Genomic DNA, 13200 nt, shown 5'->3' with positions numbered 1-13200 from the left:
GTATTCGCTATAATAGTTGTAGGGAATTTGTGATGAGGTGCTGGTGGTTAGTAACTTCTAGCGATGTAGACACGAGCTACTGCGGGTTTGCCGCTGATCATATCGGTTCCCAAATTGTCTTGCGACAAAGCATCAGGAATACAACGAATAGTAGCTTGTGTGTCTGCTTTTAGTTGTTCTTCCGTTTCGGAAGTTCCATCCCAATCGTAGATGAAGAAGCCACCGTCTTTGATGCGTTCTTTGAAATCATCGTAAGTGGTGCAAGTATAGGTCTTTTCTTCGCGAAGTTTCAAAGCCTTTTGATAAATATTTTCTTGGATTTCTTCCAACAAAGCAACGACCTTTTCTTCAATACCTTCAAAAGAGAGAGTTTCTTTTTCCAAGGTGTCGCGGCGCATCACCTCAATGGTGCCGTTTTCTAAGTCACGTCCTCCCATTACGAGACGAACGGGAACACCCTTCAATTCGTAATCAGCAAACTTAAAGCCTGGACGCTTGTTTTCTGCATTGTCATACTTCACGCGGATGCCCTTAGCCTGAAGTTTTTTAGCCAATTCTCCAAGCACTGCATCAAACTTTTCTTGTTCGCCATTCTTGAAAATAGGAACAATGACCACTTGAATGGGTGCTACGTGTGGAGGAAGTACTAAACCGTTATCATCTGAGTGGCTCATAATCAAGGCACCCATCAAACGAGTTGAGACTCCCCAAGATGTAGCCCAAGCATATTCTTCTTGGTTATCCTTGTTGACAAATTTCACGTCAAAGGCCTTACCGAAGTTTTGTCCTAGGAAGTGAGAAGTACCACTTTGCAACGCCTTACCATCTTGCATCATTCCCTCAATGGTGTATGTTTCGAGTGCTCCTGCAAAGCGTTCATTTGCACTCTTCACGCCTTTCACCATAGGAATAGCCAAAACATCTTTGGCGAAATCAGCATAAACATCGAGCATTTGCTTGGCACGTGCTTCAGCTTCTTCTCGAGTAGCGTGAGCGGTATGCCCTTCTTGCCAGAGGAATTCAGAGGTACGCAAGAATAGACGCGTACGCATTTCCCATCGCATCACATTACACCATTGGTTGCAAAGCAAGGGAAGATCGCGCCAAGATTGAATCCATCCGCGGAAAGTATTCCAAATGGTAGTTTCTGAAGTAGGACGAATAATGAGCTCTTCCTCAAGCTTCGCTGCAGGATCTACAACAACGCCGTTACCTTCTTCGTTTGTTTTGAGTCGATAATGTGTTACGACCGCACATTCTTTAGCAAAGCCCTCTACGTGCTCAGCCTCTTTTGAGAGGTAGCTTTTGGGGATGAGAAGCGGAAAATAAGCATTTTGCACGCCAGTAGCTTTGAAGCGAGCATCAAGACTTTGTTGAATACTTTCCCAAATGGCGTAGCCGTAAGGCTTAATTACCATGCAACCACGCACAGGAGACTGTTCTGCGAGATCTGCTTTTACCACCAATTCGTTATACCAGCGAGAATAGTCAACACTACGCTTGGTAAGATCTTTGAGTTCTTTGGCCATTATATAATTGAATGTGTCTAATTACGTGATAATACTTACCGAAATCCTCTAGTCAATTCATTCGTGTTTCGATATAAAGTTGGATTTACTCGTTGTAACAACAAAGTAAATCATATATTTCTCGGCAAATTTACGAATAATTACTGATATACGCCTAGTTATTCTAGTAAAATCCCGCTAAAGATACGACCAGACAAGATGCCTAGATGTCGTGCAGAGAAGAAACTATCAGAATGCGTGTAAGTATCAACTCCTGCAATTTGGATATTTTGCAATAGAATGCCTGCATTCTCAAGCTCCCAAGCCACGGAAGCCCACAAATCTATATGAGGTTTTGTATAATTCCGAAGTACAATAGTCTCGGGGAATCCTCCTTCAATAAAAGCCTCGACAACTTCTTCTCCGACTTCAAAAGAAGCAGGTCCGATACTTGGAGCAATAATTGTCTTAATGTCTTTCGCGTCACTCCCTAAATCCTTCATCTTCTGCACAACATTTTGAACTATATGCCCCAAGACACCACGCCAACCGGCATGGGCGACACCTATAATATGTCGTTTTTCATCAAACAAAAGTACTGGAACGCAATCAGCAGTCGAGACACCAATACAAACTCCTCTACACTTAGTAACCAGCGCATCAACATCTTGGAGATAGCTTACACGCTGTTGTAAAGACATCGCCCAATAAGCATCATCCAAAACTTTGACAGTGTTGGTATGTTTCTGAGTTGGAAGGATGATTCTCTCGTCTATTATGCCTAATTCTTCAGCAAGTTCGACACGGCTTGCCGCAACATTTTCTAGACTATCGCCACAATAGGGCGTGATATTAAAAGAAGCATACGCGCCTTCCCCCACTCCCCCGCTATTACGAAGGGTTGAAAAAGCGCGTACACCTTTACCTAAATGATATTCAAGCAAGTTCATTTGCTAAAGTCTTGGAGTTGGGAATTAGCAGGAACCAATCACTATTCCATTACTCTTCCACATCCTCAATTTCGTAATCCTCAAGTTCTTCGATATCATCGTCATCAATTTCGACAACATCGTCTGCCCAATCAGAGAAGTCTCGATCAAAATGCTCTACTTCGCGATCGCGATGCACAATGCTACCACCTTCCGCCACACTCTGCAGCTTGTTGCTTTCACTATTCAGTTCTTGCCACAACAAATCTTTGAGTTCTTGAATGTGGTGTCCCGTCACAGCACTAATAAAGATTACTGGCAAGTCCTCTGGAAGCTCTTCTTTGAGCATTTCCATCAGTTCTTCATCCAACAAATCGCTTTTGGTCACAGCCAATACGCGATGCTTGTTAAGCAGCCCTTCATTAAACTCGCTAACTTCTTTGAGAAGAATTTCGTATTCTCGCTTTATGTTGTCAGTGTCTCCTGGCACCATAAAGAGCAATAAAGAGTTGCGCTCAATATGACGCAGAAATCGAAGTCCAAGTCCACGTCCTTCGGCTGCTCCTTCAATAATACCGGGTATATCTGCCATCACAAAGGAACGCCCATCGCGATAAGGCACAATCCCTAAAGAAGGTTCAAGCGTGGTGAAGGGATAGTTGGCAATTTTAGGACGAGCGTTTGACAAAGCACTTACGAGGGTTGACTTTCCCGCATTGGGAAAACCGACCAAACCTACGTCTGCAAGTAGTTTCAGTTCCAACACAACCATCATTTCCTGCATAGGTTCTCCTGGTTGTGCATAGCGAGGTGCTTGATTGGTTGCAGTGCGGAATTGGAAATTTCCTAATCCCCCACGTCCACCTTTGAGCAACATCACCACTTGTCCGTCTTCTACGACATCGCAGAGATACTTACCGGTTTCGGCATCATAAGCCACCGTGCCTGGTGGTACTTCAATGTACTTATCTTCACCATCACTGCCGTGACTACAACATTTTCCGCCATTTCCACCATGGCCTGCAAAAACGTGTCGGTCAAATCGGAGGTGCAACAAGGTCCAATAGTTATGATTGCCGCGAAGATAAACATTACCTCCACGACCACCATCACCACCATCAGGGCCGCCCAAGGGTTGATACTTACCACGGTGCATGTGCATCGAACCGCGGCCACCTTTACCTGAGCGACAATAGATTTTTACGTAGTCAATGAAATTTGATTCCATCGATATTCTTTACGGTGTTGTCATTGATGCTTAAAGCGCATCAATGACAACACACAAGTTTGCATTGATTTCTTCGAGTGAGCCATGCCCCTTCACAGCATTGCGAAGACCTTCTTTTTCATACCACTCAATAAGGGGCATCGTTTGACTGTGATAAACGCCAAGACGCTTTGCAATCGTTTCTTCGTTATCGTCAGCACGTCCGCTCGTTTTACCGCGATTGATCAAACGCTCCATCAACATCTCATCAGGAACATTCAGTTCAAGCATGGCATGTACTTGTGTTCCACGCTCTGCAAGCATAGCCTTGAGTGCCTCTGCTTGAGGGATAGTACGGGGGAATCCGTCAAAGATAACCCCTTGTGTCTTAGGAAGTGCATCATAAGTTGCAGCCAAGATATCAATCATCAAAGAGTCAGGAATAAGCTGACCATTGTCGATATATTCCTTTGCAGTACGGCCTAATTCACTGCCGGCTTTGATTTCAGCACGAAGCACATCACCAGTAGAGATGTGATCAAAACCATATTTTTCGACGAGAATATCGCTTTGTGTGCCCTTACCAGAACCAGGTGCACCAAAGATGACAAGATTTTTCATTGTTATAGGATGAAATATATTATCTAATAATTTGCAAGATTGTGGCATTTCCCTTCAAAGCCTCATGACCAACCCCTGATATAGGTACCACTATGAGGATTGCACAAGGATTCGCTTGAGTTAGTCTTCTACAACAGTATAGATGGAAGAGAGATTACGGCCAAATCCATCGTAATCAAGACCATACCCCACGATAAAATCATTGGGAATCTCAAAACAAGTGTAGTCGATATCGAGCTTAACTTGCATGTTTCCGGGCTTAACCAAGAGCGAAGCGACCTTCAACTCTGCGGGCTCAAACTTCTGTAAATACACTAACAATTCTTGCATTGTCAAACCCGAATCGATGATATCTTCAACCACCACGACAGTACGGCCTTTCAGACTTTGATTAAGTCCAAGGAGTTCTTTCACACTTCCTGTGCTGCACATTCCGTCATAACTAGAGAAACGCACAAAATTGATTTCACAAGGAGTTGAAATTCCGCGCATGAGGTCAGCAGCAAACACGAAAGATCCATTCAACACCGCCAAGAAGATAGGATTCTTCCCTTCTAAGTCTTGACTGATTTGAGCTGCCGTCTCTGCAACGCGTTGGCGAATGCGTTCTTCGGAGAGCGAGATGGCGAATTGTTTGTCTTTTACGGTAACGAGGTCCATAGAACGATAAAAATTTATCTGCAAAAGTAGGAAAAAAAACCGAAGTTCGTGCATTTCTACCCCCTTTTCTGAAGAAAAATCGTACCTTCGCAGATAAAACGACCACTTCATGAAGGAATCTCATTTGTTTTATGCCCCCGATTTGGCAAAATCTCTTCAACTCCCTGACGAAGAAGCTGCTCACGCAGTGCGTGTTTTGCGTCGAAAAGAGGGAGACTTTTTATGGGTAACCGATGGTGCTGGCACTTTCTATGACTGCACCATTACCGCTATTGGCACGGGTCGCCATCCCCAATGCTTTGTTTCTATTGAGGCTCAATATCCTTGGGAACAACATTGGAAAAGCAACATTCATCTGGCCGTAGCCCCGACCAAAAATATGGATAGAATAGAATGGTTTGCTGAAAAAGCCACAGAGATAGGACTTAATGGCTTGCATTTTCTCGAGTGTTGCAACTCAGAACGTCATGTATTAAAAACGGAACGCATCGAGAAAATCGTGGTTAGTGCCGCAAAACAAAGTCACAAAGGTGCATTCCCAGAAGTATCCGCAATGGAAAAATTCAAGGAATTCATATCTAAACCCTTTGAAGGAGATAAATTTATCGCACATTGCTACGAACAAGGTGACATCAACAACTCAGATGAAAAACCCTTTCTCTTTGATGTTGTCCAGAAAGATTGCCCAACACTTGTCTTAATTGGACCAGAAGGAGATTTCTCCATTGACGAAGTGCGACTTGCTACTTCTTTAGGCTACCAGAGCATCTCCCTAGGCAAAAGCAGACTACGCACCGAAACTGCGGCACTTGTTGCAGTGCAGTTGATAAATCTCAAAAAAACACACTAATCCTATGGATGACTTCCTCCAACAAACAAGGGCTTCTATTGAAATTCTTTTTGAACATCATTTTGGAGAGCAACCAACTTCCACGCAAGTGCTACACAGTGCTGGTTCAAATCGTATATATCTCCGATTAACTCGAAGCAATGGTAAAAGCGTAGTGGGAGCCTTTGGCAGCAACGCCAAGGAAAATGATGCTTTCATTTATCTTTCTCAGCTTTTTCAAACAAAATCACTACCGGTCCCTCAAATATATGCCATATCGGACGACCATCTTTGCTATCTACAAAGCGACCTAGGCGATTTATCTCTCCACGAAGTCCTGGCTTCTTGGAAGAAGACTGGATATTCTCTTCGCGTGGACACTGCTGGAACTCCCAATGTCGCAGCCAACCAACAAGATATCAATCAGCAATCTCTCCTAAATCCCCCAAAAAACGTCGAAGATTTCTCTAAAAATGTCGGAGATTTTTCCAAAAACGTAGTAGAAAATCCTGCAATTCTTGGAGATTATATTGAAGTTCTCAGAACTCTTCGGAATGAATGCCACGACAAACAACCATTGCTCGAAGCAATTCCTCAGATGGCTCTTGAGGGTTACCAACTTCTTCGCAACACAATCCGACTCATAGCAAATGTACAGATAAAAGGAGGTGAATCACTAGACACCAACCACTTGCTCTCTCCTCAGACATTTGACAAACGTGCCATAATGTTTGATCTGAACTACTTCAAATACTGTTTTCTGAAACCTGCTGGTTTACCTTTTGACGAAACTGCATTAGAAGATGATTTCGATGCTTTTGCTTCTCGTTTGCTGCAATGTGACCACGCCGGTTCTACCTTTCTTTATCGAGACTTTCAAGCGCGAAATGTAATGGTGTACAAAGGACAACCTTGGCTTATTGACTTCCAAAGTGGTCGCAAAGGTCCTCTGCATTATGACATAGCATCCTTCCTTTGGCAGGCTTCTGCACAATACCCCGATGCACTACGCGCTACTTTGATAGAGGAATACCTGGATGAATTGTCTACTCTCATAGCCATTGACCGTGACCAATTCAAAGAAGAACTACTCTTATTTGTACTTTTCCGAATGTTACAAGTATTAGGTGCCTACGGTTTACGTGGACTATACGAAAGAAAACCTTACTTCCTACAGTCTATCCCATTAGCGTTGCGCCAAATTGAACAACTAATAGACAAGGGAGTTACCAAGCATTATCCTACACTAAAGAGCATTCTATCTCAGCTATCACAAAATACAAATATACAATTAGATAAAGCATATCATGCAAAGTAAAGACACAACAGAAGGCAACAACAAACTTGTAGTTCGCGTCTTCAGTTTCTCATATAAAAAAGGCATTCCATCAGACGAAAGTGGAAATGGCGGAGGATACGTATTTGATTGTCGCAGCACTCACAACCCTGGACGCTACGAGCCTTACAAACAGCTTACAGGGCTAGACCAACCTGTCATAGATTTTCTAGAAAAAGATGGAGAAATTCTATCATTTTTAGAACACGTTTTTGCCTTGGCTGATGTACATGTCGCCCGATATATTGAGCGAGGTTTCACTAATTTGATGTTCTCTTTTGGATGCACAGGTGGACAACACAGAAGTGTTTACTCAGCACAACATCTTGCAGAACATATTCACAGTAAATTTGGCATCACAGTTATATTGGAACATCGTGAACAAAACATTCACCATACCTTCCTAGCACAACAATAAGAATACCTCCTCGTTACGCTTAGTATGTTCCACACCCGTATTTTCCTTTTTCTACTCAGCACCATCATTTTTAATGTATCTGTGTTTGCTCAACGTGTCAAAATTTTTGGCACCGTTCGAGACACCCATGGCTCACCAATAGAATTAGCTACGGTGCGGGTGGCAGGAACAGCCGCACTCACCGTGAGTAATCTTCGAGGAGAGTATAGTCTTTATAGCACTTCAACTGATAGCATTATAGTTGTTTGTGCTATGGTGGGCTATGAAACTCGTAAGCGGACATTACTAGCTCCCAAAGATTCTGTACGCATTGACTTCGTACTTCCTGATTACTCCATCATGGTGAGCGAAGCTGTCGTCAAAACACAAGGGAAACAGCTAGGAACTACACAGCGTATTACCCTCGATGCTAGTCGCCAAGCCCCTTCGACAACAGGTAATGCAGTGGAAGAACTTGTGACTTCTCAAGCTGGAGTATCAAGTCACAGCGAACTCTCTTCACAATATAATGTTCGTGGTGGCTCATTCGATGAAAACGTAGTCTATCTCAATGGTATAGAACTCTATCGTCCTCAGTTGGTTCGTTCTGGACAACAGGAAGGTCTCTCCATTATCAATAGTGACATGGTTGAGAGCATTCGATTCTCTGCCGGAGGATTTGAAGCCAAATATGGTGATAAGATGTCGTCGGTATTGGACATCACCTACAAACGTCCAGAACGGCTTGAAGCATCAGTCAATACGTCTCTTCTTGGTGCTGGGCTTTACGCTGGATGGGGAGATAAGAAGGGAAAGTTCTCACTCATGAGCAGCGTACGTTATAAAACCACAAGTTACTTATTAGGTTCGCTAGATACAAACGGAGAATATAATCCCAATTTCTTAGATTATCAACTCTTTGCTTCATGGCGTCCGTCCTCCCAATGGTCACTCGATATCCTTGGTAACTTTGCAGACAATAGATATTCTTTCGTCCCTCAAGATCGTGATACTCGTTTTGGTACGCTATTCGATGCTCGTTCTTTCAAAGTCTACTTTGATGGAAAGGAAGACGATAGTTTTCAATCGTTATTTACTGCAGCAACACTGACACGACACTTTTCTCCATCCACTTATCTGGCAGCGCAAGTATCAAATTTTTCCACTAACGAACGAGAAACTTATGATATTCAAGGACAGTATTGGCTCAGTGAAGCTACAACTGCCACACAACTAGGCGTTGGCACTTATATGGAGCATGCTCGCAATTTCTTGAATGCAAGAATTTTCAAGTTGGGTCTTCGTTTTGGAACACGCTTGCATGGACACCAACTACTTGCGGGCATAGATTGGCGCACTGAATATGCGGCAGAACGTGCACGAGAATGGGAGATGCGTGACTCATCTGGTTACTCCCTCCCCCACTCTGCTGAAACTTTACAACTTATCTACGCACTCCATTCTGAAAACAGCCTAACAGCGCATACTACAGAAGCCTATGTCCAAGATACTTATCGCCATAATTCGGCTATTGGATTGTTCAATCTAACTTACGGCTTGAGATTTACGCACCGCAACTGGAACAACGAGTCTTTCTTTTCGCCACGTTTATCTCTAGGCTTCACTCCTTCTAGCTACGATAATTGGACATTTCGCCTTGCCACAGGCTGGTACTATCAACCACCTTTCTACAAAGAGTTGCGCCAAACGTCCATGCATGATGGTGTAGCGGAAGTGCTTCTCAACACACAAGCTCGCAGCCAGCAATCATTCCAGTTCGTTATAGGTAGTGACTATGCTTTCCGCTTAATGAACCGACCTTTCAAGTTGACAACAGAAGCATACTACAAGCATTTCTCGCTTCTTATCCCTTATACCATAGACAATGTACGTATTGTGTATGAAGGTGATAAGACAACCAACGGATTTGCAGCCGGTGTTGATGTTAAACTCTTTGGAGAATTTGTACCAGGCACTGACTCATGGCTCACTTTCTCCTTGATGCGTACCCAAGAAAGACTAAATGGTTCATGGATACCACGACCAACTGACCAAATATATAACTTTTCTCTCTTTTTTACCGACTATTTTCCTGGCAGCACCCGTTGGGCAGTTACTTTGCGCGGTGCCTTGGCTGGCGGACTTCCCTTCACCCCTCCACACACAGATCGCAGTGTACAAACTTATCGAGCTCCTTCCTATAAACGCGTGGATATAGGTCTAGCTTATCATCTATTCAATGTTCAGCTAAAAGATGGGAAGCGACCTATCGTCGGCACAGGACGGTGGTTAAGCAACGCATGGATTGGACTTGATTGTTTCAATCTATTGGGCATTCGCAATGTCAGCTCATATTATTGGATAACCGATATTAGCAATTCTCAGCATGCTGTTCCTAACTACCTAACAGGACGACAGCTTAACTTGCGTTTTTCACTACAGTTTTGATTGACTCATTGCACTTTCAACAACGGATAACAGATTGTTGCAATTTACCTTACCTATATTGGTAGGACAAGTCCGATAAACTAAAAGTCAAATCGCAAAAAAACTATGCGTAGGTGGTCAATAAGTGCGTAAACTTACGACTAGAAAGGAATAATCATAACGATTGACTTATCTCCCAATGGGCTTGACTTTAGTCGGATAAGTTAAATCAGTGTGTTTCGTTATTCTGACATCAAGACTTACAAGATTGTTATGTTTATATGTCATTGAGTTTGCAAAATCTTCGCTTTCATAATTATATGCGACTATTTTAAGGTGATTTGGACATTTCCCTGTCAATCTGTTTGATTATCGCAAATGCTATTTCCCAACAAAGTTGTATCTTTGTTGCAAGATTATACAAGCAAACGGGAGTTTCTCGTTTTGTCTTTCCATCACAGAACAATATAGAGCATGAAGAATACAGAAAGCCTCGCAAATTTCTACGAACAACAGTTTGGCTGGTTGCCAAAAGGTTTGGAATTGGAGCACGGCCACTTCAATGTTTTTGATCTTAGCCCACTGGTAGACAAGGAGCACTCCACAATTCCCTATAAACGACGTGATTTTTACAAAATCACACTCCTTTATGGTAAAGGTGTGGTGCTCAACTATGCAGATAAAACAGTGGAAATTGATGGCTATGCTCTGGTATTTTCCAATCCACTGATTCCCTATAGTTGGGAAGGATTGGAGCATATCGAATTCGGACATTATTGCATTTTTAATCAAGCATTTTTCCATCGTTTTGGACAATTGTCGGATTATCCAGTATATCAAGCTGGAGGAATCCACGTATTTCCGCTCAATGAAGTATTGTATAACCAAGCGGAAAGCATTTTCATGCGCATGAAGGAAGAGCTTCACTCCAGCTATCTCTATAAGTATGATGTGTTGAGAGGATATATCTTCGACCTTTTGCACTTTGCAATGAAGATGCACCCAGACATTTCCAAGGAGCGTCCTGCTGGCAATGCAGCCGAGCGTATCACGCACATCATGTTTGAACTGCTCGAACGTCAATTCCCCATTGACGAACTGCATCGCAGCGTGCAATTGCACAGCCCATCAGACTTTGCTCAACAACTGAACATTCACGTAAATCACTTGAACCGTTCGGTAAAAGAAGTCACAGGAAAAACCACCGGTGAGGTAATAGCAGAAAGATTTCTGCTTGAAGCCAAAAAGCTACTCCAACAATCACCCTTGTCTATTTCTGAAATATCCTATGCACTGGGCTTTTCTGAACCCACACGTTTTAATGCTTTCTTTAAGCGCCACACAAACTTAGCTCCTACTGCGTTTCGCAAGAAGTAATTACATAAGAAGACCTCTCTTCTCTCCTACCACTTCTCATCTGAGACTGACAAGGAAAGAAGAGAGGTCTTTTATTATCCCCCAAGTACTGCTCTTAGCTTTGTAATGCTCCAATACAAAGGAAAATCAAACTAACAAAGACTAAGAGAAGATCAAAAGCCTTTGCGCGTATATTATTCTCTCGCCATAAGAAAGCACCAAAGAAGAAACTCACTAATACGCTGCTTCGACGTGTCATTGAAACAATCGCGATGAGAACATCTGGGTCTGTAAGCGCATAAAAATAGACTAAATCAGCTAAAGCGAGGAAGATGCTTATCCCTACAATTGACCATCGCCACTGAAACGCCGTAGTACTTTTACGAATAGGCCACCAAAGGAAAGCAAAAATCAAACTCATTAATCCCAATTGATAGATATTGAACCAAGACTGTACGAAGATCGGACTCAACCCTATGCCTCCTAAGCTAGGAGTACGAAGCAGGAACTTGTCGTAAAGCCCGCTGCAAGCCCCGAGCACTGCGGCTAGAATGAGGAGCAAAATCCAGCGATTGTGGAAAAAGTTTACACCTTCTTTTCGTCCACTTCGACTCATCAAAAAGAAAGAAAAAATAGCTAAAGCCACTCCTGCCCACTGCCATAAGTTGAACTGCTCATGAAATACAAGCATCGCTCCTAACAATGTCATCACAGGTCGCGTTGCATTGATGGGGCCTACCAAAGTAATAGGTAGATGCTTCATTGCAAAATAGCCACATATCCATGAAGATAGCACAATGATTGCTTTGAGAAATACCCACAAGTGTGCTTCTACAGTAGCAGAGGGCACAAACCAATGACTGACTGTTGGTAGCCAACCAGCATAAGAGGAGATAATTAGGGGAAGGAAAAGAAGACTACCTATTAAAGTATTGAGCAACAAAACAGGAAGTACCGCATTATTTCGTAATGAGATTTTCTTAAAGACATCATAAAATCCCAAGCAGACAGCCGAAATCACAGCTAGAAAAAACCACATAAAACTTAGATACTTGCAGTTAATATTGAATATCGACCAAGAATAAAGCATTACCTGCTACACTCTCGCCTGCTGAACAACGGTTTTTCACTGTGATTACTTTTCGGAAATCTTCAACCGACATACGTCCTCTGCCTACTTCTAACAAGGTTCCTACAATTGCACGTACCATATTACGAAGGAAACGATTTGCAGTGATTTCAAATCTCCAATAATCTTCGTCAAGTTGCACCCACTGTGCATGCGTCACTGAACAAAAGTTTGTTTTTTGATCGTTATTGACTTTAGAAAAACTGGTAAAGTCATCGACTTCTAGTAAAACCTTAGCAGCTTCATTCATCAAATGATAGTTAGGCATATAAGTTAGTCGGTTGGCATAATGACGTCGATAGGGATTCTTCTTTGAATAAACAAAGTAATGGTAAGTTCTTCGCTTTGCATCAAAACGCGCATGCTTATCATTCGCCACTCTTTCCACTTTCTCAACAGCAATATCTGCTGGGACTATACGATTTAATCGGAAAGCAAAGGCCTCTTCGTCCAAAATTTGGTCAGTATCAAAGTGAGCCACCATCATAGAAGCATGCACCCCTGTGTCTGTTCTCCCAGCTCCAACACATTCCGTGGGCACTGGTAACAATTTTGTTAGGGCATCATTAAGGCGGGCTTGTACACTATCTGCATTAGGTTGGACTTGCCAACCATGATAATTAGTGCCGTCGTAAGAAAAGGTGATAAAGTAACGCATAAAATATAGTTTACAGCGCAGAGAGATGCTAGGTTTATTTTCGGACAACAATAAATCTCCACACTTACAGCGACTTAATAGGAAAGAAGAAGCCTTAAATCAGTATGGCACCAACCAAGCCTCCTCGAAATTGCAGCTTAATG

The 13200-nt window shown here is 42.8% G+C and carries 12 protein-coding genes; 5 read left to right on the top strand and 7 right to left on the bottom strand.

Going from position 1 to position 13200, the window contains the following annotated elements; all coding sequences use genetic code 11:
- Positions 1-47: 47 nt before the first annotated feature.
- The 5 genes from proS to hpt all read right to left on the bottom strand — a co-directional run bounded on the left by proS (position 48) and on the right by hpt (position 4925).
- Complete coding sequence (proS, locus tag BQ2633_RS00860; RefSeq protein WP_075564582.1) at positions 48-1529, bottom strand: proline--tRNA ligase; 1482 nt, start codon at positions 1527-1529, stop codon at positions 48-50.
- Positions 1530-1687: 158 nt separating this feature from the next.
- Positions 1688-2458 carry a peptidoglycan editing factor PgeF gene (pgeF, locus tag BQ2633_RS00855; RefSeq protein ID WP_075564581.1) on the bottom strand — a complete coding sequence of 257 codons (771 nt, stop codon included), beginning with the start codon at positions 2456-2458 and terminating at the stop codon, positions 1688-1690.
- A gap of 49 nt (positions 2459-2507) precedes the next feature.
- Positions 2508-3665, bottom strand: coding sequence for a GTPase ObgE (obgE, locus tag BQ2633_RS00850; protein WP_075564580.1), 1158 nt, complete (start codon positions 3663-3665; stop codon positions 2508-2510).
- A gap of 30 nt (positions 3666-3695) precedes the next feature.
- Complete coding sequence (locus BQ2633_RS00845) at positions 3696-4265, bottom strand: adenylate kinase (RefSeq protein ID WP_075564579.1); 570 nt, start codon at positions 4263-4265, stop codon at positions 3696-3698.
- Between the two features lie 120 nt (positions 4266-4385).
- Positions 4386-4925 carry a hypoxanthine phosphoribosyltransferase gene (gene hpt / locus BQ2633_RS00840; protein ID WP_075564578.1) on the bottom strand — a complete coding sequence of 180 codons (540 nt, stop codon included), beginning with the start codon at positions 4923-4925 and terminating at the stop codon, positions 4386-4388.
- A 109-nt stretch (positions 4926-5034) separates the two neighbouring features.
- Between hpt and BQ2633_RS00835 the strand changes: the two genes are divergently transcribed.
- The 5 genes from BQ2633_RS00835 to BQ2633_RS00815 all read left to right on the top strand — a co-directional run bounded on the left by BQ2633_RS00835 (position 5035) and on the right by BQ2633_RS00815 (position 11291).
- Positions 5035-5775 carry a 16S rRNA (uracil(1498)-N(3))-methyltransferase gene (locus BQ2633_RS00835; protein ID WP_075564577.1) on the top strand — a complete coding sequence of 247 codons (741 nt, stop codon included), beginning with the start codon at positions 5035-5037 and terminating at the stop codon, positions 5773-5775.
- Positions 5776-5779: 4 nt separating this feature from the next.
- Entirely contained in the window at positions 5780-7072 is a 1293-nt protein-coding gene (locus BQ2633_RS11415; protein WP_075564576.1) for a phosphotransferase, read from the top strand.
- Positions 7062-7508 (top strand): RapZ C-terminal domain-containing protein, encoded by a 447-nt coding sequence (locus BQ2633_RS11410; RefSeq protein ID WP_075564575.1) that lies wholly within the window; start codon positions 7062-7064, stop codon positions 7506-7508. The genes BQ2633_RS11415 and BQ2633_RS11410 overlap by 11 nt, the downstream gene beginning before the upstream one ends.
- 24 nt (positions 7509-7532) lie before the next feature.
- Positions 7533-9935 (top strand): TonB-dependent receptor, encoded by a 2403-nt coding sequence (locus BQ2633_RS00820; RefSeq protein WP_075564574.1) that lies wholly within the window; start codon positions 7533-7535, stop codon positions 9933-9935.
- Between the two features lie 453 nt (positions 9936-10388).
- Positions 10389-11291 (top strand): helix-turn-helix domain-containing protein, encoded by a 903-nt coding sequence (locus tag BQ2633_RS00815; RefSeq protein WP_075564573.1) that lies wholly within the window; start codon positions 10389-10391, stop codon positions 11289-11291.
- Positions 11292-11385: 94 nt separating this feature from the next.
- Here the strand turns inward: BQ2633_RS00815 and BQ2633_RS00810 are convergent, their stop codons facing one another.
- Together BQ2633_RS00810 and truA are read right to left on the bottom strand one after the other, a co-directional pair.
- On the bottom strand, positions 11386-12309 hold the full coding sequence (locus BQ2633_RS00810) for an EamA family transporter (RefSeq protein ID WP_075564572.1): 924 nt from the start codon (positions 12307-12309) through the stop codon (positions 11386-11388).
- A 19-nt stretch (positions 12310-12328) separates the two neighbouring features.
- A complete protein-coding gene (truA, locus tag BQ2633_RS00805) occupies positions 12329-13057 on the bottom strand; it encodes a tRNA pseudouridine(38-40) synthase TruA (protein WP_075564571.1) in 729 nt (242 codons plus the stop codon).
- Positions 13058-13200: the final 143 nt, after the last annotated feature.

Source organism: Ihuprevotella massiliensis, from assembly GCA_900095835.1.
Taxonomy (GTDB): domain Bacteria; phylum Bacteroidota; class Bacteroidia; order Bacteroidales; family Bacteroidaceae; genus Alloprevotella; species Alloprevotella massiliensis.
This window is presented reverse-complemented; position numbering and strand designations above follow the sequence as displayed.

Bases quoted from the DNA above. Each gene is read 5' to 3' on its own strand.
- BQ2633_RS00820 (WP_075564574.1), top strand. From the start codon at position 7,533: ATGTTCCACACCCGTATTTTCCTTTTTCTACTCAGCACCATCATTTTT.
- proS (WP_075564582.1), bottom strand. From the start codon at position 1,529: ATGGCCAAAGAACTCAAAGATCTTACCAAGCGTAGTGTTGACTATTCT.
- truA (WP_075564571.1), bottom strand. From the start codon at position 13,057: ATGCGTTACTTTATCACCTTTTCTTACGACGGCACTAATTATCATGGT.
- BQ2633_RS11410 (WP_075564575.1), top strand. From the start codon at position 7,062: ATGCAAAGTAAAGACACAACAGAAGGCAACAACAAACTTGTAGTTCGC.
- BQ2633_RS00815 (WP_075564573.1), top strand. From the start codon at position 10,389: ATGAAGAATACAGAAAGCCTCGCAAATTTCTACGAACAACAGTTTGGC.
- hpt (WP_075564578.1), bottom strand. From the start codon at position 4,925: ATGGACCTCGTTACCGTAAAAGACAAACAATTCGCCATCTCGCTCTCC.
- BQ2633_RS00835 (WP_075564577.1), top strand. From the start codon at position 5,035: ATGAAGGAATCTCATTTGTTTTATGCCCCCGATTTGGCAAAATCTCTT.
- pgeF (WP_075564581.1), bottom strand. From the start codon at position 2,458: ATGAACTTGCTTGAATATCATTTAGGTAAAGGTGTACGCGCTTTTTCA.
- BQ2633_RS00845 (WP_075564579.1), bottom strand. From the start codon at position 4,265: ATGAAAAATCTTGTCATCTTTGGTGCACCTGGTTCTGGTAAGGGCACA.
- obgE (WP_075564580.1), bottom strand. From the start codon at position 3,665: ATGGAATCAAATTTCATTGACTACGTAAAAATCTATTGTCGCTCAGGT.
- BQ2633_RS11415 (WP_075564576.1), top strand. From the start codon at position 5,780: ATGGATGACTTCCTCCAACAAACAAGGGCTTCTATTGAAATTCTTTTT.
- BQ2633_RS00810 (WP_075564572.1), bottom strand. From the start codon at position 12,309: ATGTGGTTTTTTCTAGCTGTGATTTCGGCTGTCTGCTTGGGATTTTAT.